Origin of the sequence: Collinsella sp. AF31-11 (genome assembly GCF_003475605.1) — a bacterium.
In the GTDB taxonomy this organism is placed as follows: Bacteria; Actinomycetota; Coriobacteriia; order Coriobacteriales; family Coriobacteriaceae; genus Collinsella.
The window spans coordinates 172483-192457 of the sequence record NZ_QRQS01000002.1 but is presented as its reverse complement, the minus strand read 5'-3'; the positions used below and the strand labels follow the sequence as shown (position 1 = coordinate 192457).

15 protein-coding genes, 3 tRNA genes and 3 pseudogenes are annotated in these 19975 nt (G+C 59.5%); 18 read left to right on the top strand and 3 right to left on the bottom strand.

Features of this window, described 5'->3' with window-relative positions:
• Position 1: 1 nt before the first annotated feature.
• The 3 genes from yidD to rpmH are packed head-to-tail and all read right to left on the bottom strand — an operon-like array spanning position 2 to position 716.
• Positions 2-226 (bottom strand): membrane protein insertion efficiency factor YidD, encoded by a 225-nt coding sequence (yidD, locus tag DWZ22_RS01925; RefSeq protein WP_117734817.1) that lies wholly within the window; start codon positions 224-226, stop codon positions 2-4.
• Complete coding sequence (gene rnpA / locus DWZ22_RS01920) at positions 223-561, bottom strand: ribonuclease P protein component (RefSeq protein ID WP_117734816.1); 339 nt, start codon at positions 559-561, stop codon at positions 223-225. The genes yidD and rnpA overlap by 4 nt, the downstream gene beginning before the upstream one ends.
• A 20-nt stretch (positions 562-581) precedes the next feature.
• On the bottom strand, positions 582-716 hold the full coding sequence (gene rpmH, locus DWZ22_RS01915; RefSeq protein ID WP_019127408.1) for a 50S ribosomal protein L34: 135 nt from the start codon (positions 714-716) through the stop codon (positions 582-584).
• 345 nt (positions 717-1061) lie between these two features.
• On the opposite strand from rpmH, the gene DWZ22_RS01910 reads away from it, so the two are divergent.
• From DWZ22_RS01910 to DWZ22_RS01825, 18 genes and pseudogenes are all read left to right on the top strand, one after another.
• Positions 1062-2207, top strand: coding sequence for an ATP-binding protein (locus tag DWZ22_RS01910; RefSeq protein WP_118405294.1), 1146 nt, complete (start codon positions 1062-1064; stop codon positions 2205-2207).
• Positions 2208-2222: 15 nt separating this feature from the next.
• Positions 2223-3947, top strand: coding sequence for a DnaA ATPase domain-containing protein (locus tag DWZ22_RS01905; RefSeq protein ID WP_118405293.1), 1725 nt, complete (start codon positions 2223-2225; stop codon positions 3945-3947).
• A gap of 238 nt (positions 3948-4185) precedes the next feature.
• Positions 4186-5289: a DNA polymerase III subunit beta gene (gene dnaN / locus DWZ22_RS01900; protein WP_117734813.1), complete on the top strand. Its 1104-nt coding sequence runs from the start codon at positions 4186-4188 to the stop codon at positions 5287-5289.
• Between the two features lie 9 nt (positions 5290-5298).
• On the top strand, positions 5299-6405 hold the full coding sequence (locus DWZ22_RS01895; protein WP_117734812.1) for a DNA replication/repair protein RecF: 1107 nt from the start codon (positions 5299-5301) through the stop codon (positions 6403-6405).
• Positions 6392-6955, top strand: coding sequence for a DciA family protein (locus DWZ22_RS01890; RefSeq protein WP_117794617.1), 564 nt, complete (start codon positions 6392-6394; stop codon positions 6953-6955). The genes DWZ22_RS01895 and DWZ22_RS01890 overlap by 14 nt, the downstream gene beginning before the upstream one ends.
• 105 nt (positions 6956-7060) lie before the next feature.
• Positions 7061-9091: a DNA topoisomerase (ATP-hydrolyzing) subunit B gene (gyrB, locus tag DWZ22_RS01885; RefSeq protein WP_117734810.1), complete on the top strand. Its 2031-nt coding sequence runs from the start codon at positions 7061-7063 to the stop codon at positions 9089-9091.
• A 41-nt stretch (positions 9092-9132) separates the two neighbouring features.
• Complete coding sequence (gene gyrA / locus DWZ22_RS01880; RefSeq protein WP_199406615.1) at positions 9133-11883, top strand: DNA gyrase subunit A; 2751 nt, start codon at positions 9133-9135, stop codon at positions 11881-11883.
• A 12-nt stretch (positions 11884-11895) separates the two neighbouring features.
• A pseudogene (locus DWZ22_RS01875) lies at positions 11896-12120 on the top strand (dTDP-glucose 4,6-dehydratase); the annotation flags it as partial.
• Between the two features lie 1061 nt (positions 12121-13181).
• Positions 13182-14834 carry an RNA-binding domain-containing protein gene (locus tag DWZ22_RS01870; RefSeq protein WP_117734808.1) on the top strand — a complete coding sequence of 551 codons (1653 nt, stop codon included), beginning with the start codon at positions 13182-13184 and terminating at the stop codon, positions 14832-14834.
• A gap of 769 nt (positions 14835-15603) precedes the next feature.
• A pseudogene (locus DWZ22_RS01860) lies at positions 15604-16320 on the top strand (dTDP-glucose 4,6-dehydratase); the annotation flags it as partial.
• A 971-nt stretch (positions 16321-17291) separates the two neighbouring features.
• A pseudogene (locus DWZ22_RS10370) lies at positions 17292-17441 on the top strand (IS256 family transposase); the annotation flags it as partial.
• A gap of 249 nt (positions 17442-17690) precedes the next feature.
• Positions 17691-18137 carry a VanZ family protein gene (locus tag DWZ22_RS01855; protein WP_233546423.1) on the top strand — a complete coding sequence of 149 codons (447 nt, stop codon included), beginning with the start codon at positions 17691-17693 and terminating at the stop codon, positions 18135-18137.
• Positions 18102-18178: transfer RNA gene (locus DWZ22_RS01850), tRNA-Ile, on the top strand. The genes DWZ22_RS01855 and DWZ22_RS01850 overlap by 36 nt, the downstream gene beginning before the upstream one ends.
• A gap of 67 nt (positions 18179-18245) precedes the next feature.
• Positions 18246-18321 (top strand) — tRNA-Ala (locus DWZ22_RS01845).
• A 4-nt stretch (positions 18322-18325) separates the two neighbouring features.
• Positions 18326-18402: transfer RNA gene (locus tag DWZ22_RS01840), tRNA-Ile, on the top strand.
• A 185-nt stretch (positions 18403-18587) separates the two neighbouring features.
• Positions 18588-19088, top strand: coding sequence for a bifunctional nuclease family protein (locus DWZ22_RS01835; RefSeq protein WP_118405292.1), 501 nt, complete (start codon positions 18588-18590; stop codon positions 19086-19088).
• The gene (locus tag DWZ22_RS01830) at positions 19089-19478 is read left to right on the top strand and encodes a hypothetical protein (protein WP_118405291.1); all 390 of its coding nucleotides are present in this window, start codon (positions 19089-19091) and stop codon (positions 19476-19478) included. It begins immediately after the preceding gene.
• A gap of 30 nt (positions 19479-19508) precedes the next feature.
• Positions 19509-19958, top strand: coding sequence for a hypothetical protein (locus DWZ22_RS01825; RefSeq protein ID WP_117734803.1), 450 nt, complete (start codon positions 19509-19511; stop codon positions 19956-19958).
• The last annotated feature ends 17 nt before the right edge of the window (positions 19959-19975 follow it).

Below are 19975 nucleotides of genomic sequence, written 5' to 3'. Positions count from 1 at the left end.
GCTAAGGCACAGGGTCATAACCGCCGACGTGCAGGGGATTGCAGCGAGCGATGCGCCTCACGGCAAGCCAGCAGCCTCTCAAAACGCCGTGCTTCTCAATCGCCTGGACGGCGTATTGCGAGCACGTTGGGTAATAAATGCAGGCGTCAGGCAATAAGGGCGAAATAACCTGTTGATATATGTGAATAGGAGCGATGGCAACACGTCGCAAAACGTGATTGCTCATCGCTCCTCCCCGGCAACGCCGGCGCGTTTCATAAGCGAATGCAATGCCTTGTCCATCTCCTGCGGCGAGGAATCCCTCGTCTTGGGAGTTGCGAACAAGATGATGTCATAACCAGCAACGGGAAATCCACAGCTGCGGGCGGCCTCGCGCATCACACGCTTAGAACGGTTGCGCACGACAGCACAACCGAGCCGTTTAGCACCAACGAAGGCGACCCTTCCGGAGTCGCCTTCGCCAACCGATTCACATATGGTCATTCGAATCAGAGGGTGATTGAAACGACGCCCCTGACTGAACACATGCTCGAAATCTTGCCGAGACTTAATAGTCTTCATGCGAGATGTGTGTATCGCTGCTAGACAGTGAGACGCTTGCGGCCCTTGGCGCGGCGACGGGCGAGCACGGCACGACCACCCTTGGTGGCCATACGGGCACGGAAGCCATGGGTCTTGGCACGCTTACGCTTATTAGGCTGATACGTACGCTTCATCTTAAGTTCCTCCTGCTGCATTTCGAGTGTCCGCGGGGGCGCGGACGCAGATATAGACACGTGAGCTTGAAGATTGTAGGGAAATCAATGTTCAAATGTCAAGAAATCAAAGGTAAAAGGTTGCGCAGTTCACACGGTTCCCCCATAAGCCGAGCTCGATTTAGCGGTGCGTGGCAACTTTTCACGATATTTCATCGAGTTTTCAACAGGTCATGTTGGCAATGTTGATAACTTTTCGTCCGTTTTCCAAAGTTTTCAACAGGTTTTGAAAGTTTGTCGAAAGATGAGAAACATTGCACGGTGAGCTACTATTTGTTCGAAACCTATTGAAAGATTGCGAGCGGCATGTCTGACGACTTTTACACCATGGTCGATTCCGGAGACCCGGCACCCGACAACGAGCACATCACCGGCGTGCGCGAAGAGCGCGACGAAGGCGAGCAGACGACCACGCAGGCGCCAAAAGCCATGTACGCCGCACGCATAGCGGTCTATGACGATATGCTGTCGACGCCGCGTGTGATCGTCATAGATCCGCAAGATGTCCGCACGTATTTGGAAGAGACAACCAACACCGTCTACCAGTGCATGAAAGAACAAGGTGGCCATATCTCGCTCATGGTCATCCGCGAGATTGTCGAAAACTTTATCCACGCCCACTTTGCCGAGCCCATCATCTCGATCCTGGACGGCGGCGACACTATCCGCTTTGCAGACCAAGGACCGGGCATCGATGACAAGGAACGCGCTTTCGACTTTGGCGTGACCAGCGCAAACAGCAACATGAAGCGATACATTCGCGGGACTGGGGCTGGGTTTCCCATGGTGCAGGAATACCTGGAAAATGCCGGCGGCGCCGTGTCCATCGAGGACAACATGGGCAGCGGCACCGTGGTTACGGTAAGTCTGGACCCCAAGCGCGTGCAGGAAATCGAGCGTGCCGGCGGACGCGGTGCTGCCGTGCGGCCCGAGACGGAGCAGCCCACATATCCCCTGCCGGGAGCTTTTGCGCAGCAGCCCATGGCAACGCAGCAGATGCCGCCACTGGGGTATGGCCAGCAGTTCCCGCAGCAGTACCAGCAGGGATATCAGCAGCCGTACCAGCAGATGCCGCAGCAGCAGTACAACCCCTGGGCCCAGCAGATGCCTCCGCAGCCTTACCAACAGTGGCCCCAAAGTTTTCAACAGCAAATGCCGCCGATGCAGAGTTCTCAACAACCAGCAGCTCAAATGATGTATCCTAATGCAGCAAATCAGTATGCGCAGCCACAACCGGACGTGTTCGTAAGCGATCGCGGCAACGCCGCGCTGGGCTATCTGGCGCAAAATCAAGCGTGCGGTGCTACCGATCTGGCGAGGGCGTTTGGAAACTCGGCCCCCACTTGGTCACGCACGCTCAATGACTTGGCGCAGGCCGGCTTGGTCATCAAGCATGGCCAGAAATACCATCTGACCGAACTCGGCGCCGCTCGCGTGCGAGCTCAGAGCTAAAGAACGGGAGAGACAGTGGACGAGGAAGCAAGCATCATCCTGGGGGATGCCATCGCCTTTTGCCAGCGCGACGGCCAAGATGCACGCCTCATCAACATGCTGGGGCAATCGCGCGCCATAAGCCTGACCGAAGATACGCTCACGATCGAGGCCCCCTCGCGCTTTGCCATCGCGCAGCTCAAAAAGCATCAGCCGACTATTGAGGCCTATCTGGAAGAAATCGCCTTTGCACCGATTGCGCTCGACATCGTGGCACCGCAAGGAGCCGTGGCGGAATCCGCTGCTGCGACGGCGCCCACCGCGGCTCCCGCTGCCTCCCCGGCGGTGCCGGCCTCCGCAGGCGACGTGCCGACAATCGAGCACCAGCACGGCGATGTTTCCCGTGAAACCATGGCACCGTTGCCGACCGCGGCGGCGACGTCAACGAACGCACCCGTCACGCACATGCCTATCGCTCACGACGCAGCGGCGGGCGCGGATTCGGGCATTGCAATCAAGAACACGCTCTCGGCCGATGATTTTCGTCGCATGATGAACCAGATGAAGGGCGGAGCGCCGACTAAGTCCACGCCAGCTGCGACCCCCGCTTCACCCATGCCGGCACCGACCGTACCGGCCGAGCAGAATGCGGATGGAGCCCCGCTCGCCGCGAACTCAAAATTTACCTTTGAGAACTTTGTCTACGGCCCCGAGAACAGCCATGCCTATCGCTCGGCACTCAAGTTTGCCGCCCTCGCGGACGAGCGTGGCACGTGCACATCACTGTTCATCTACGGCAAATCGGGCCTGGGCAAGACGCACCTGCTGCTTGCCATCAAAAACGAGCTCGCCGAGAAGTCGCCCGAAATCAAGGTCAAGTATGCCAACTCCCAGGCATATCTGGACGACCTGATGACCGAGTTCGACCGCCAAAAGAAGAGCAACGCCCCTATCATGCAGGCATACCACGGCGTGGACGTGCTCATCATCGATGACATCCAAAACATCATCGGCAAGCGCGCGAGCGTGGACTACTTTTTCCAGCTCATGGACGAGTTCATCCGCAACAACAAGAAGGTCGTCATCGCGGCAGACCGCGCCCCCAAGGACCTGAGCATGGACGAGCGTCTGACCAGCCGCTTCAACGCCGGCATGCTCTGCTTGGTCGCAGAGCCCAGCTACGAGATGAAATACAAGATCTTGCAGCGCTATTACGAGAACACCATCGTCGCCGCTCCCGAGGCAGGCGACGACTCGCTGCTGGCGGCCTATGGGGGCGACGGCGGGCACCTGACCGACGAGCACTTTAAACACATGGCCGAGGTCTCGGGCACCAACATCCGCGAACTCGAGAGCTTCTGCGAGCGCTGCGCCGGCGAGGCGGGCGACCGCGAGCGCGAGGGCGGGGAGCTCACCTTTGACGATATCGACGCCATCGCCAGCCAGTACTTTGACACATCGGCCAAAAAGATCAACGTCCAGACGGTTCAGTCCGTCATCGAAGAGCAGTACGGCGTGACGCACGAGGAGCTCATCGGCCCGCGGCGCAACGCCAACATCGCCAAAGCACGCCACATTGCCATCTATCTGGCAATCGAGATGTGCGAGATGACGACCACGGCAGTGGGCGCCGAATTTGGCAACCGCAACCACTCGACCGTCAGTACAAGCTACAAAAAGGTCCAGAAGATGATCCAGGAAGACCGCACCGTCACCGAAGACCTCAAGTCGCTGCGCGATAAAATTACACTGCGCTCGTAGGGAAATAGAGACACCTGTTGAAAACTTGTCGAAACCACGGGCATAAGGTGTCTAAAACCCAACCCGCGGTGATGAAAAGTTTTGCGCAGGTTTTGAACGTGGAAAACCACCCCCGTTGCACACAGGTTGCTGTCGATTCTCTTTTTGGGTCTGACCTGCGTCTTTGGGAGTAATCAACAGTTTCGTCAGTGCTATTACTATTATTAAGATATTTATATCTATAGAAAGGTATTAAAAGATGAAGTTCACCGTCAGCCAGAGCTCGCTTACACAAGCCATCAGCGTCGTTATGAAGGGTGTCGCTTCGGCATCCACCCTTCCCATCCTGTCGGGCGTGCTCGTTAAGGCGCAAGACGGCATCTTGGAATTCCAGACCTCTAACTACACCATCTCGATCCGTCATCGCATCGCGGCGCATGTCGAAGAAGAGGGCGAGATGGTTATCCCCTGTAAGATGCTCTCCAATATCACCAAGACTCTCCCCGATGCCCCGGTCACCTTTGAGCTGTCCGAGCGCCAGGTGCTGATTGGTTGCGAGAAGAGCTCTTTCCGCCTGAACACGCTCGATGCCAATGACTTCCCCGAGTTTCCGGCCTATGCCATCGAGAGTGCCGTGGAGCTGCCGACCGATATCTTGTCCGAGATGGTCGGCCGCGTGTGGCGCGTCACCTCGACCGACAAAGCCCGCCCCATCCTGGGCGGCGTGCACATGAAGGTCGAGAACAACACCGTGCGCCTGGTGGCGACCGATTCCTTCCGCTTGGCCGTGTGCGATACGCAGGTCGAGACCTCGACCCTCGAGGGCTCCTTTGAGCTCAACGTTCCGGCGGACGCCTTTAACGACGCACTGAACATCATGGCCAGCCAGGCGACCATCATGATCGGGGCTACCGACACCCAGGTCGTCTTCGAGGCCGGCAACACCACCTACGTGTCGCGCCGCATCGAGGGCGTGTACCCCAACTACAAGCAGCTCATCCCCGATTCGTGCGTGACAAGCGTCAAGATCGACGTCGCCGCCTTTAACGCCGCTCTCAAGCGCGTGGCCGTTATCGCGAGCGCCAACCCCGCCGTCAAGTTCGAGATCGATGTCGAGAACGGGCAGATGGGCTTGTCCTCCATTTCCAATGACCAGGACCTTGCACAGGAGACGATCGATGTCGAGGCCGAGGGCGAGTCGGGCACCATCGCCTTCAACTACCACTACATCTTCGGCTGCCTCAATGCCCTGTCCAAAGAGAAGGAGATCACACTGGAGCTCAAGAGCTACTCGCAGGCGGGCATCTTCAAGTCCTACGACAAGATCAACTACCTGTACCTGGTCATGCCGGTCCGCATCTAGCGCTGCGCCATGACCATATTCGCCCGCGATCTTTCCGTCGCGCACTACCGCAGTTTCGATAGCTATCGCCTTGCCCTGGACGAAGGCGTGACGATACTTGCGGGACCCAACGCGGCGGGAAAGACCAATCTCATAGAGGCGCTGCAGCTGCTGACGAGCGGCGTCTCGTTTAGGCATCCGACCGCAGCCGAGCTCGTCCATGACGGCGTGGGCTCGTGCAAGGTCGAGCTGAGACTCGAGGGCGACGGCCGCGTGCTTGATATGGGATTGAGCGCGGAGGACGGTAAGCGCTCGTTTAGCCGAAACGGCAAGAGATGCTCTGCCGCCGGTGTGCGCGGGGTTCTGCCGAGCGTGCTGTTTTGCCCCGACCATCTGGACATGGTTAAGCGGGGCGCCAGTGTGCGCCGCTCCGCTCTCGATGACTTTGGCATGCAACTGAGCGCGCGCTATGCCGATCTTGTGAGCACCTATGGGCGCTGCGTGACCCAGCGCAACGCCTTGCTCAAGGAGACCTGGTGCTGCCGTGAGATGCTCGGCGCGTGGAACGATTCGATTGCCCGCGCGGGCTCGGCTCTGCTCGTGCACCGGTTGGCCCTGCTCGACCGGCTGGCGGGCCATGTGCACACTGCCTACGGGCAAGTGGCGTCCGGCGAGGCCGCCAACGTGACCTATGCGTCCACGCTGGGGGATTTGCCCCAGGTCGAGGATCGCGAAGAGCTGAAGGGCTGGGCGTACGAGCGCATGCTGGCTGCCCTTGATGAGCACGCCGACGAGGAAATTCGCCGCGGCGTGACGCTGGTAGGACCGCATCGCGACGAGATCGAGTTTACCGTGGCGGGTCGCTCCGCCCGTTCATTTGCCAGCCAAGGACAGCAGCGAACGTTGGTACTGTCCTGGAAGGTGGCCGAGGTGGCCGTGGCTCGCGATGTCCTGGGCACCGCCCCGCTGTTGCTTCTGGACGACGTGATGAGCGAGCTCGACGGCGAGCGCCGCGGTGCTTTCCTGCGTCTGATCGGCGATGATATCCAGACGGTCATAACCACGACCAACCTGGGGTACTTTACCGATGACCTGCTTGATCGAGCCAAGGTGGTGAGCATGGGTGAGACGTGCTAATTACGAGCGCGAGAGCGAGACGGTCGCCTTCAGTGGCTTTTTGAACGCAGAGCGCCAGCGCATCCTGGCGTCGGCGACGCCTAAGCGCCGTGCGCAGATGGAGGCTGCCGAGGAATCGCGCGCGGTCTATCGCGCGTGGAACGCGGTGTGCTCGGGCACGCGCGAGGGGCGGCATGTGACGGGGCTGCGCTACCTGCCTGAGTCCAATGAGCTGCTGGTGTATCTCGACTCGCCCTCGTGGACGCAGGAAATGACGCTGTTGCGCGAGATCATCCGCGCGCGCATGGAGCGCGCCGGTGCGCATGTGGACGGCCTGGTGTTCAAAACCACCGCACCCGGTCACACACCGCCCGTCGCCAAGGAGCGCCTGCGCCCGGCGACGACCGAGCGCCCGCCGGCCCCGCACGCCGACCTAAGTGAGGCCGAGCGCACCGAGATCAAGCGCCAAGTGGCGCCCATCGAAGACCAAAAACTGCGCGAGGCCCTCGAGAACGCCATGAGAGCCAGTGCCGAGTGGGCCAAGGGCGTGCAAAGCAAAAAAGAGCCTTAAATCGCATCTGGTGGCCTTGTAGAGCCAAATACCCTCGTTCCCGAGGGTATTTTTTTACGATAAACTAGTAAGGCTGTACACATTTTCTTGACTGAAGGAGGACGTGTGGCAAACGAAAACGATTACGATGGCGGCGAGATTAAGATTCTCGAAGGTCTCGAGGCCGTTCGTAAGCGCCCGGGCATGTATATCGGTTCGACGAGTGCCAGCGGTCTGCATCACCTGGTGTGGGAGATCGTTGACAACTCCGTCGACGAGGCCATGGCCGGTTTCTGCACCGAGATCCAGGTGACGGTCCACGCCGACAACTCCATCACGGTCGTCGACAACGGGCGCGGCATCCCCGTCGACGAGCACCCTGTTAAAAAGATTCCGACGCTCGAGGTCGTCATGACGATCCTGCACGCCGGCGGTAAGTTCGATAACTCGGCCTATAAGGTCTCGGGCGGCCTGCACGGCGTGGGCATCTCCGTCGTCAATGCACTGTCCAAGCGCGTGGTCGTTCAGGTTCGCCGCGATGGCAACACCTACGAGATGGAGTTCTCGCGCGGCAAGACTGTCAAGAAGATGGAGGTCGTGGGCACCTCGGATTCGACGGGCACCACCGTCACCTTCTGGCCCGACGACGAGATCTTCGAGACCTGCATCTACGATTTCGATACGCTGCACAACCGTCTGCAGGAGACGGCGTTCCTCAATAAGAACCTCAAGATCGTGCTGACCGACGAGCGCGAGGCGACTCCCCACGTGGAGGAGTTTTGCTACGAGGGCGGCATCATCGACTTCGTCGAGTTCCTCAACGAGGGCAAGGACGTCCCCGAGGCCTTTAAGGAGCCCATCTACATCGAGGGCAAATCGGACCCGGACGCGCCTGTGGCCAAGATGGGCGAGGTCGAGGTTTCCCTGCAGTGGAATAGCGGCTACGGCGAGAACGTCATGTCGTTTGCCAACGATATCTACACCCCCGAGGGCGGCATGCACCTTGAGGGCTTCCGCACCGCGCTTACCCGCGTAATCAACGATTACGCGCGCAAGCAGAATCTGCTCAAGGAAAAGGACGCCAACCTGACCGGCGACGATGTGCGCGAGGGCCTTTCGGCCGTTATCTCGGTCAAGCTGCCCGACCCGCAGTTTGAGGGCCAGACCAAGGCCAAGCTCGGCAGCTCCTATATGCGCGCGCTGACGCTCAAGATCGTGACCGACGGCCTCGCCGATTACCTCGAGGAGCACCCTAAGCCTGCCCGCGAGATCGTCAAGAAGGCCCAGCAGGCCTGCAAGGCCCGCAATGCCGCCCGCAAGGCGCGCGAGGCGACGCGTCGCAAGAGCCTACTCGAGACGGCGTCCCTGCCCGGTAAGCTCGCTGACTGCTCGGTGCGCGATGCCGAGCTGACCGAGCTCTTTATCGTAGAGGGCGACTCGGCAGGCGGCTCGGCCAAGGACGGCCGTCGCCGAGACATCCAGGCGATTCTGCCCCTGCGCGGCAAGATTTTGAACGTCGAACGCGTTGGCGACCACCGCGCGTTCTCGAGTGACACCATCCAGTCGCTGATTACCGCGATCGGCTGCGGCGTTACGACGAGTGCCGGCGACGGCGGCGACTTCGATATTGCTAAGGCGCGTTACCACAAGATCATCATCATGACCGATGCAGACGTCGACGGTGCGCATATCCGCATCCTGCTGCTGACATTCTTCTACAAGTACATGCGTCCGCTGATCGATGCCGGCTACGTCTATGTTGCCTGCCCGCCCATCTTTGGCATTAAGGTGCGCAACAAGATCCACTACGTGTATCCCAACGGCCGCCAGCCCGAAGACGAGATCCTACGCGACACCATCCAGAGTCTGGGCCTGAACCCCGACGACAACGACGAGGACGGCAAGGCCAAGGATGGCAAGATCACCAAGAAACGCAAGGGCTATACCGTCCAGCGCTACAAGGGCCTGGGCGAGATGGACCCCAAGCAGCTTGCCTCGACGACGATGGACCCCAAGACCCGTATTCTGCAGCGCGTGTCGATCGAGGACGCCGTGGTGGCAGACCGCGCCGTGCGCGAGCTGATGGGTTCCGAGGTCGGCTATCGCCGCGAGTACATTGAAAAACATGCACATGATGCACGATTCCTTGACGCTTAAGAGGAGGTAACGTGGCAGACGATATCAACAATAACGAGGGTATGGGCGAGGCCGGCGATGCCGGTATGCCCGACGATCTGAAGCGCCTGCTTGCCCGTGCTGAGCAGGGCGAGGACGGCGATCCGGACGCCTATAACCCCGATGCCGATGATGAGGAGGAAGAGGACGACGACGCCGAGCTCGAGGAGAGCTTTGGCGAAGTCGACCGTGGCGCCTCGGCCGGCGAGGATATCAACGGCGGCCAGCTCCAGATTTCGGAGTTCGGTCGCGAGATGAAGCAGTCGTTTATCGAGTATTCGATGTCGGTCATCACGGCGCGCGCCCTGCCGGACGTGCGCGACGGCTTAAAGCCGGTGCACCGCCGCATCCTGTACGCGATGAACGAGAGCGGCATCTACCCCAACCGCCCGCACAAGAAGTCGGCGTGGACGGTCGGCGAAGTTATCGGTAAGTACCACCCGCACGGCGATTCCGCGGTCTACGAGGCCATGGTTCGCCTGGCGCAGTGGTTCTCCATGCGCACGCCGCTCATCGACGGCCACGGCAACTTCGGCAACATCGATGGCGACGGCGCGGCGGCCATGCGTTACACCGAGAGCCGCCTGGCAAAGCCCGCCATGGAGCTTCTGCGCGACCTGCAGAAGGATACCGTCGACTGGCAGCCCAACTACGACGAATCGCTCGCCGAGCCCCAGGCGCTGCCTGCGCGCTTCCCCAACCTGCTGGTCAACGGCAGCCAGGGCATCGCCGTCGGCATGGCCACCAACATCGCCCCGCATAACCTCACCGAGGCGATCGAGGCCACCTGCTACCTGATCGACAACCCCGACGCCACCGTCGACGAACTCATGCAGATCATGCCCGGTCCGGACTTCCCCACCGGCGCCATCATCATGGGCAGCGCTGGCATTAAGCAGAGCTACGAGACCGGCCGCGGCTCCATTACCGTGCGTGCCAAGGCACATGTGGAGTCCACCAAGACCGGCCGCAGCCGCCTGGTCTTTACCGAGATTCCCTACATGGTCAACAAGGGCACCCTGCAGGAGAAGATCGCCCAGCTCGTTAACGACAAGCGCATCGAGGGCATCTCAGACATGCGCGATGAGTCCAACCAGAAGGGCATCCGTCTGGTCATCGAGCTCAAGAAGGGCGTCATTCCGCAGGTCGTGCTCAACAACCTGTATAAGTACACCTCGCTGCAGACGACCTTCGGCGCCAACAACCTGGCGCTTGTCAACGGCGTGCCCAAATGCCTGAGCCTGCGCGAGATGCTGCAGCACTACATCGACCACCAGGTCGACGTCGTCACCCGCCGCACCCGCTTCGACCTTAAGAAGGCCCAGGCCCGCGCGCATATCCTCGAGGGCTACCTGATGGCCCTTGACCATATCGACGAGGTCATTAGCATCATCCGCTCCTCGCAGACCGACTCCGAGGCCAGCAGCCGCCTGATCGAGCGCTTTGGGTTTACGCCCGAGCAGACCACGGCCATCCTTGAGATGAAGCTCCGCCGCCTCACCGGCCTGGAGCGCGACAAGATCGAGGAAGAACTCGAAGGCCTGCGCCGCGCCATCGCCTACTACGAGGATCTGCTTGCGCACGAGGAGAAGATCCTCGGCGTGATCAAGGAGGAGATGCGCGAGATCGCCCGCAAGTTTGGCGACAAGCGCCGCACCGAGATCACCCACGCCGAGAAGGACCTCGACGTCGAGGACCTCATCGCCGACGAGGACATGGTCGTGACCATCACCCACACCGGCTACGTGAAGCGCATCCCGGTGGCCGCCTACCGCGCCCAGAAGCGCGGCGGCAAGGGCGTCTCCGGCGTGAGCCTCAAGGAAGACGACGTCATCGACGAGATGTTCATCGCCAGCACCCATGAATACGTGCTGTTCTTCTCGACGCGCGGCAAGGTGTACCGCCTCAAGGTGCATGAGCTGCCCGTGGGCACCCGCCAGGCCCGCGGCACCGCGATCGTCAACCTGCTGCCCTTCGAGGAGGGCGAGAAGATCGCGAGCGTCATCAGCTGCCGCGAGTTCCCGGCCGACGAGTACCTGATGTTTGCCACCAAGAGCGGCATGGTCAAGAAGACCGTGATGAGCGCATATGACCGCAGCCGCCGCGACGGCCTGATCGCTATCAACCTGCGTGACGACGACGCGCTGCTGAACGTGCGCCGCGTGCGCGAGGGTGACAAGATCATCCTGGCCACCACTGCGGGCAAGGCGATTATGTTCTCCGAGGAGCAGGTGCGCGCCACCGGCCGCGACACCAGCGGCGTTCGCGGTATCGGTATGAAGGACGGCGTGAGCGTTCTGGGCATGGAAGTCACTAACGGCAACGGCGATCTGTTCGTCATTACCGAGCGCGGCTACGGCAAACGCACGCCGGTTGCGGACTACCCGGAGCAGAATCGCGGCGGCCAGGGCGTCTACACCATCCAAATGACCGAGCGTAAGGGTAACCTCGCGGCCATGAAGGCGGTGGGCCCGCAGCACGAGCTGTTCATCGTGACGGAAGGCGCGACGGTCATTCGAGTCAAGACCGACGAGATCAGCCAGACCGGTCGCGCGACCCAGGGTGTGAAGATGATGAGCGTGGGAGATGGCGACCGCGTCACCGCTGTGGCTCGTATGACGAGTGCCAAGAAGAAGGCCAAGGTTCCGGCCGTTGCCGAGGGCCAGGAGTCGCTCGACCCGCTGGCCGCCGGCGCGATGGAAGCCCCGGCCGATGACGACCATGTTGACATCGGCTCTGGTGACGAGGCGCTGGAGGACCTGCTCGAGGAGTAAGTGAAGGCCTTCGGCCGCCCCGAGGACGACTTCGACTGGGTGCGCGACCGCCCCGGCCACGACCGCCGCTACGCCATCGACGCGGCCAAGCTCCGCCGCGAGCTCGGCTGGGAGCCGAGGAACACCGACTTCGCCGCGGGCCTCGCGGGGACGATCCGCTGGTACCGCGCCAACGAGGCCCGGCGGCGCTCCGCCAAGGAGGCCACCGAGGCCAGGTACAAATCTCAGGGGCAGTAGGACCGCCCGCGTCAATACGGCGGGCCTCTCTGGCGTCTTCCGAAAGGGCCTGTCTCGCCTGAGGCTTCCATTGGTTTGACGATGCCCCCGTGGACCCAAATGATGGCGGGTCCATGGGGGCGTCTCATTTCGTGGGTTGGTTAGGCATGGAGCGGCCTCTTCATCCGTGTCGATTTGCGATGCCATTCGTCCTAATCCTCAGCGGCACTTCAAGATTGTCAATTATCCAGCCCCCTGGAGAGCCAATGCCTATAACATTCACACCCATCTCCGACCGTGTATCAGGGTGTCGGATATATCGAGATCGCATGTCGCCCATGGTATCGGAAGGCTTATCCCATAGAAATTAATCGGAGAGGTGTCTATTGTTTCGAGGTGGCCGTTCGCCCTACGGATCCACGATGTGCCACGGGCGTCGGTAAAAGCAATCTCTGAGCCAAGAACAATTCCCATTCCGCGCCCGTGAGTTGGCAAAAGAGTGGACCAGGAACCCGGAGGAAGAACGGATATGTAAGAACGACATTCATAGTCAGGGCCGGCGAGTTCACCGTTAGGTTTAGGGCCGCTTCCCTGGATTCCAACACAAGTTATGACGACGTTGTAAACCGGAGATTCACTTTTGTTTGACAAGACAGTCCGCATGTATAGGAAAGCGCTGTCGTATGGGTGGTCGTCGGGCCCGAGATCCTCAAGCCAGCACGAGACGCCTTCCACCTGAGCGCCGCCGCATATCTTCATCGTGTACATTTCTTGCGCGATGAGAGTCTCGGAGTGCGACTATGACCGCTGTGGCAGTTGCTATCGCGCTTATGATTTGAACTGCTAACTCTATGAGTCGATCACAAGTCATGCCGTCTCCATTCATATTGCGTGCATGTTAGGTCCTTGAAAGGGCATTCTAGTCTCACGATATCGAAAAAAAGCCGTTCCCGAGGAATTTGGAATTAATTGCTGGAATATGCCCCGTCGTGAGGCGATATATCAAACTATATCTATACTATCGATATATATATCTGATTACAGATATAATCTGATACAGATTCAGATATAAGGAGTTGGATATGAGTGTCCCGCAGCGCGAATCTTTAATTGTAGAATTTAAGAGCGATCGTAAGACCATCTCCGAAAATGTCATCGTAGATGAGGTGGTTGCCCTCTCCAACACCGATGGAGGGGAGCTGTACATTGGTGTCGAGGACGACGGAACGCTCACCGGTGCTCAGCCTCAACATCGAGACCCGTTGCAGATGAGCGCCATGATTGCGAACAAGACAGTGCCTTCTGTCTCCGTGCGAACGGTCGTCCTTGTGGAAGACGAAAAGTACATTACTCGAATAGAGGTTCCGCGTTCCACGAGCGTCATCGCTTCCGCCCAGGGGCGTATCCTGCGCCGGCGTCTCAAGGCCAACGGCGAACCTGAGAGCATACCAATGTATCCGTACGAGATATCGACCCGCCTCTCCGACCTTGGTCGCTTGGATTACTCCGCCCAGCCCGTCCCGGATACTACGCGTGAAGATTTTGATCCGTTGGCGATGGAAAATCTTCGTAATGTTGTGCGGAAATACAATAACAGCGATAAATCGCTTCTAGAGCTCGACGATGAGGATCTTGAGAGGGCGTTGGGGTTTGTCGCAACCGTTGGAGACCAAACAATTCCAACTTTGACGGGACTGTTGATGATCGGCCGCGAAGATGTTCTTGCCAAGGCCGTCCCCACTTCCGAGGCGACCCTTCAGGTGCTGGAGGGCACGAATGTGAGGGTAAACCTTACCTATAAAGGCCCCCTGCTCCGCACTATCGAGCAGGTCTCCGAGGCGATCATACCGTGGAATCCCGTCACCGAAGTATCTTTGGGGTTGTTCAGCGATCCGATTGAAACGTTTAACGGCCGCGCAATTCGCGAGGCGCTTGTAAACGCATTCGGGCACAGGGATTACTCGATGTTGGGTAGGGTCCGCGTTCTGATTGACGACACGGGTTTAACCATTTCGAATCCGGGCGGTTTTATCGAAGGCATATCGATCGATAACCTTCTCACTGCCGATCCCCATGGAAGAAATCCGAGTCTCATGGACGCCCTTAAGCGCATCGGCCTCGCAGAGCGAACCGGGCGAGGGATCGACCGAATCTATGAAGGCTCCCTGCTTTCGGGCAGGCCTCTCCCGGATTATTCCGAATCCGGTTCGACGGGCGTCAGCCTGTTTATTGCGCGCAGCAAGCCGGACCAGGAATTCATCAAGCTCATTGCGGAAGAGTCGGAGAAGAGATCTGCGCCGCTTCCCCTGCAGACCCTGCTTGTCCTCGATGCGCTCAAGCGCCTGCGTCGAGCTACGATTGAGGTGCTGACAGAGCATGTTGACGTTCGAAAGGCTCAACTCATCCAGACGGTAGAGCTGCTGGTCGAGTCTGGTCTGGTTGAGGCAGTTGGCTCGGCGGCGCATAGGGAATACCGTATGAGCTCAAAAGTATATAAGCGCACGGGAAGAGTTAAGGAGTATGTACGTCAGGCGGACATCGATTCGATTCGCTATCCAGAACTCATTTTAAGACTGGCGCGGGAACAGGGGCGTGTGACCAAGCAGGATGTGGCGGAGCTCCTTCACGTTAATCCCGATGTTGCTTACTATGAAATTCGGAAGTTGATCAAGGCTGGAGAGCTTAAGTCGGCAAAACGCGGTCCGGACGCCCATTACGTCCTGAGCTCCCAGTAGTGGGGCTCAATATCTATATCGAACTATATCTGGAACTCTGACATCTATATCGATACCACAGAGATAGTCCGATATAGATGGGGTGATGTTAGATATCGTCTCAAAAGGCTCATAGCTGACGGTGTAGTCACTGTTGATGTTCACTAAGATGTGGTCCGAATGACCACCGCTTCCTGAGTGCCGTGGTCATTGAGAATTGAGCAGAGCATGCCCCGGAAGGGTAACTGCATCGACGACGGCGCCATGGAGCAGGTCTTCGGCCACATGAAGGACAAGTTCTTCCGGAGGGATGTGGCCCGACTTCGAGTTCTTCAAAGCGGACCTCGACGCAATTATCTTTCTATTCCTGCAAGATGTAATAGCTTGAGCGTAATCAGCGCGAGGTTGTATGAAATCCAGTGAATGTCCAACTTCATGCCTTTGAATAGGGAGCTGCCTTCCGCACCGCCGTATTCTGGATACCGAAAGTATTCAATGTGTCCCTCCTCAACGCACTTTTGGTATAACGTGCAGAAATCGACAATCCAATCGCAATACGCCGGTAGCGGGCTATATGCGTTATTGACCTTCTCGGCAAGAACACCGAGGTTGTGGGTTCTAATGAAGGAGTTGGTTTTGGCGAGCAGGAGATACTCCTATTTCAAGTGTGCTCGGGGTTTGATTTTGCGCCCGTCGTACGCTTTGTTTTGGCGCTTGAACCGAATGGTCGTTGGGGCGTATGGACTCGCGGTGCGGTGTGAATCCGATTTGCCAGGTGAAGGGGTGAATCATGTCTAGCTCCGTTTTCATGCTCCGCCGCATCGTCGTCACCGGCGGCTGCGGCTTCATCGGCTCCAACTTCGTCCACCACGTGGTGCGCGAGCACCCCGGCGTGCACGTGACCGTGCTCGACAAGCTCACCTACGCCGGCAACCCCGACAACATCGCGGGGCTGCCCTCCGACAGGGTGGAGCTCGTCGTGGGCGACATCTGCGACGCCGCGCTGGTCGACCGCCTCGTGTCCGAGACGGACGCCGCGGTCCACTACGCCGCCGAGTCCCACAACGACAACTCCATCGCCGACCCCTCGCCGTTCCTGGAGACGAACGTGCGGGGCACCTACACGCTGATCGAGGCCTGCCGCAAATACGGCGTGCGCTACCACCACGTCTCCACCGACGAGGTCTACGGCGACCTGGAGCTCGACGACCCAGCCCGCTTCACCGAGGAGACCCCGTACCGCCCGAGCTCGCCCTACAGCTCCACCAAGGCGGCCTCGGACATGCTCGTGCGCGCCTGGGCCCGCACCTTCGGACTTGCGGCCACCATCTCCAACTGCTCCAACAACTACGGCCCCTACCAGCACGTGGAGAAGTTCATCCCCAGGCAGGTCACGAACCTCATCGACGGCGTGCGCCCCAAGCTCTACGGCGACGGCCGCAACGTCCGCGACTGGATCCACACCGAGGACCACAGCTCCGCCCCGACCTCGGCTGGGAGCCGAGGAACACCGACTTCCAGCCGAACGCCGGCACGGGGACGAGGAGGTTGCGCCGGAGGAACCCCACGGCGTTCTCGACGGAGCCCTTCTCGTTTCCCGAATAGGGGTTGCAGTACCGGCTCTCGAAGCGGTAGTGGGCCTGAACTGCGAGAACAGCCTCGATTCCGTGACCTCCCCGCGCACCATCCTGCCCGCCTCGGTGGCGTTGTCGAGCACCATCGCCGCCGGGGCGCGGCCCCAGCGGCGGAAGATCTCGAGCAGCCCGGCGCACAGGCACTCCGACCTCTGCGACATGAGGGCGACGCACTGCCGGTCGTTCGAGTGCGGAAGCGTCGCGACCAGCAGCTTGAGGTCGAGGGTCCTCCCGCCGACCGCGGCGCGGAAGTTCCCGAAATCGACCTGGCAGGTGCCGGGCGCCCACTCGAGCTCGAGGTACCCCTCTCCGCCCGCCGCCGCCCGGGCAAGCCTGAACTCGCGGACGAACCTCTGCACGGTGGAGTACGAGCCGCCGTAGCCGCGCTCGGCGACGAGCCTGTCGTAGATCCGCCTGGCGGTGTGGCGCTGCTTCCTCGGGGCCCCGAGGTCGGCCTCGAGAACGCCCGCGACCCATTCCTCGTTGCCCTAGAGCGCGGGCCTGCCCCTCCTCTGGGGCATCGGCGCGGCGGGCGACATGTCCTCCATGTCGGCGTACTTCGCCACGGTGTTCCGGCTCACGTGGAGCATTCGGGCGATCTCGGACCTCGAGCGCCCGGCGGCATCCATCGACCGTATGTCATTCACTGTGTCCAGGGGCACGGTCATCTCCTCCATCCTTCCCGGGCGGGCTCGCCAGAGTAACCGCCCGGGGAAACCATACGGCGAGGGCCGCGCCCCCGGTCCCCGGGGCGCGGCCCTCTTGCTTAAACTGCTCAATTTTTCGTGCTCACGGTGCTTATTTCCCAGTGATCACTCGGGCCACTTCTTAGTGAACATCAACAACCAGGGTCCAGAGGTGCACCTTCCATGCCTTCTCGCAGGCCAAGCGCTACACGACGACGCGGCCAAAGCTCCAAGCGGGGCGCGAGCTCTACGCCATCGCGCGCGACCTCATGGGCATCGAGACGCTGCGCCAGGCTGAGCTCTGGGTCGAGCGACAGGGCGGTGTGGGAGGACCTTCACCATAGGGATCCGTACCCGTTCTGGCTGGATTAATGGATGGGAACTGGCGTTCTGTCGGGACACACTATTTGTCCTATAAGCCAGAAAAAGCAAACTGCATTCTATATTGCTCCTTGTGTTCAGTGTCTTGTTCTTCGTCTCCGCATATATGGTCTATGGGATCATATCGCTGGCTCATCGAGAGCAGGATACCTTTGAACGGCTAGAAGAAACGATGTGTGATCCTGATATTTTTTATAGAATATATGGAGCAGGCGCACGTGGTCGAATTTGCCATTTTGGGCGGAGTGATAGCCCTCAACGTGCTCGCCTGGATGTCTGGATGGGCGCACCGTCGCAGCCGTCGAGGCCACATTCATATATGGAGAACGTGGCTCATGTATGCCCTGACTATCCTGGCCTGCGCGGCGGCGTCGTTTGCCGACCAGTATCACAAGCTGTATGTGCCTGGTTGTCACTTCGACAAGCTCGATTTGTTTCTGGATGCCTCAGGCTACATCACGGCTGTTACCTGCGCCTTTATAGCTTGGAGTATTGGCTCATTCGTGTACCGCCTCATTTTTCAAAACAAATTTGTAAAAAAGTTGTTGACGCGCCACCGACCTCTGGGCTATATTAATCCCCGCGATGGACCTGTAGCTCAGTTGGTTAGAGCGTCCGGCTGATAACCGGGAGGTCACAAGTTCGAATCTTGTCAGGTCCACCACTTTCTTTCGCAATAAACACCCCAGCGAGAGCCGAGTCGCCGCTGGGGTGTTTATTACTGTCTCCGTGGGGGTTTAGCTCAGCTGGGAGAGCGCGGGCTTTGCAAGCCTGAGGTCAGGGGTTCGATCCCCCTAACCTCCACCATGATGGACCTGTAGCTCAGTTGGTTAGAGCGTCCGGCTGATAACCGGGAGGTCACAAGTTCGAATCTTGTCAGGTCCACCATCAAAACTGTGAAGAGCCTCGGGGCAATTGCCTCGGGGCTTTTTTTTACCTACTGAAAGTAGTCAAAAAAGCCCCGTCCCTAATTAACTACTTTAATTTTGTGTGCTGTGCGAAAGATTGGGTAGTATAGCTATTCAATGCGGTGGAGCTGCCGCGTGTTAACCGCTACGTACCGGAGGTGTTCCATGGTTCGTGTCGACATAGAGACCATCGTCATGGCCGCCGGTCCCGTGCCATCGCTTATCGTGCTTCGCGAGCGCTTCAGCAAATCGGACTCGCCCGCGCCGCTGCGTTCCCTTTCCATTCAGACTGGTTCGTTTGAAGCTGCTGCCATCAGCCGCGGCATCGATAGCGGCCGCGCCGAGCGCCCTATTACCCATGACCTGATGCTCGATACTGTTGGCGCCCTGGGCGCCAAACTCGAGCGCATCGAGATCGTCCGCGCCGAGCCGCCGGTGTTTTACGCGACGATCGTCGTGCTGGCCGATGGCGAGGAGCGTAAGATCGACGCCCGCCCTAGTGATGCCATTGCCCTTGCCGTGCGCAGCAATGCTCCCATGTTTGTGGAGGACGACATCATGAATCGCCTGGGCACTGTTTCTACCCACGCCGAGGAAGTTGACGACGAGCAGGAGTTCGAGAAGTTCGACGAGTTCGTCCATACGCTCTCCCCCGATGACTTCTAAATGCGGGGCGTCCAGGTTGCGGAGCGTTCGCTGATGGCCGGCGGCATGTCGGCCGAGGCGGCCGCCATCGCGCGTGAAGCCCAGATGCGCTCGGAAGCATCTGAGGCGGCTCGCATTGCCTATGTGACGCAGGCCCGCACGCTTCGCGAGCGCCGCGGCTCGTTTATCAAGATGGTCGTCATCTCCGCCCTTGTCGCGGCAATCTGCTCGCGCCTTCGTGGTACAGTTGGTGCGCTTGGGTTTTCGATCTCTACGGGCCTGGTGATCTGGGGCGTGGTCGACGCGGTAATGCTGACCAGTCAGATCAAGGTACTCGACAGGCGCGCGATGGATATGATGCGCGCCCGCGACGCTGCCGCCAAGATCGCCGCCGAGGCACAGGAACTGTAACGACTCCGGACTCGATGGGAAGGTCTAAAGATGGCACAGGATATGCAGGACGCCGGTAACGTCTCCGCCGAGCTCGACGCCATGGTGTGCGATCTGATTGGCGCCTTCTTGGACGACCTGGCCGCAGGCGAAAACCCTGGCGTGGTTGTGGCAATTGAGGACGCCACTTCCAACCGTTATCTTGCCGCGCTCGACGAGGATGGCGAGGAGGCATGCCTGGAGGCTGCCACCAACTTTATCTCCGAGCACAAGATGGGTCTTAAGGACGAGGGCCTGGGCCGTATCGCCCGCTATGCTATCGGCTATACCGGCTGCGTCGAGATTGACGGCGGCTATCACGACGCCCTGCTCGTGAGCTTCTTTGAGACTACGCTCGAGAGTGGTTTTTCGGCATATGTGCTGTATGAGGGCATGGGTGCCGGCGATGGTTTTATGTGGAGCGACCCTGAACCTGCAGGTGAGGAAACCCCTCTTATCTAAAATCGCTAAAATAAACG

What these genes read in the sequence shown, in the direction of transcription:
- yidD (WP_117734817.1), bottom strand. Translation starts at nt 226, where the DNA reads ATGAGCAATCACGTTTTGCGACGTGTTGCCATCGCTCCTATTCACATA.
- rnpA (WP_117734816.1), bottom strand. Translation starts at nt 561, where the DNA reads ATGAAGACTATTAAGTCTCGGCAAGATTTCGAGCATGTGTTCAGTCAG.
- rpmH (WP_019127408.1), bottom strand. Translation starts at nt 716, where the DNA reads ATGAAGCGTACGTATCAGCCTAATAAGCGTAAGCGTGCCAAGACCCAT.
- DWZ22_RS01910 (WP_118405294.1), top strand. Translation starts at nt 1,062, where the DNA reads ATGTCTGACGACTTTTACACCATGGTCGATTCCGGAGACCCGGCACCC.
- dnaN (WP_117734813.1), top strand. Translation starts at nt 4,186, where the DNA reads ATGAAGTTCACCGTCAGCCAGAGCTCGCTTACACAAGCCATCAGCGTC.
- DWZ22_RS01895 (WP_117734812.1), top strand. Translation starts at nt 5,299, where the DNA reads ATGACCATATTCGCCCGCGATCTTTCCGTCGCGCACTACCGCAGTTTC.
- gyrA (WP_199406615.1), top strand. Translation starts at nt 9,133, where the DNA reads ATGGGCGAGGCCGGCGATGCCGGTATGCCCGACGATCTGAAGCGCCTG.
- DWZ22_RS01870 (WP_117734808.1), top strand. Translation starts at nt 13,182, where the DNA reads ATGAGTGTCCCGCAGCGCGAATCTTTAATTGTAGAATTTAAGAGCGAT.
- DWZ22_RS01835 (WP_118405292.1), top strand. Translation starts at nt 18,588, where the DNA reads ATGGTTCGTGTCGACATAGAGACCATCGTCATGGCCGCCGGTCCCGTG.
- DWZ22_RS01830 (WP_118405291.1), top strand. Translation starts at nt 19,089, where the DNA reads ATGCGGGGCGTCCAGGTTGCGGAGCGTTCGCTGATGGCCGGCGGCATG.
- DWZ22_RS01825 (WP_117734803.1), top strand. Translation starts at nt 19,509, where the DNA reads ATGGCACAGGATATGCAGGACGCCGGTAACGTCTCCGCCGAGCTCGAC.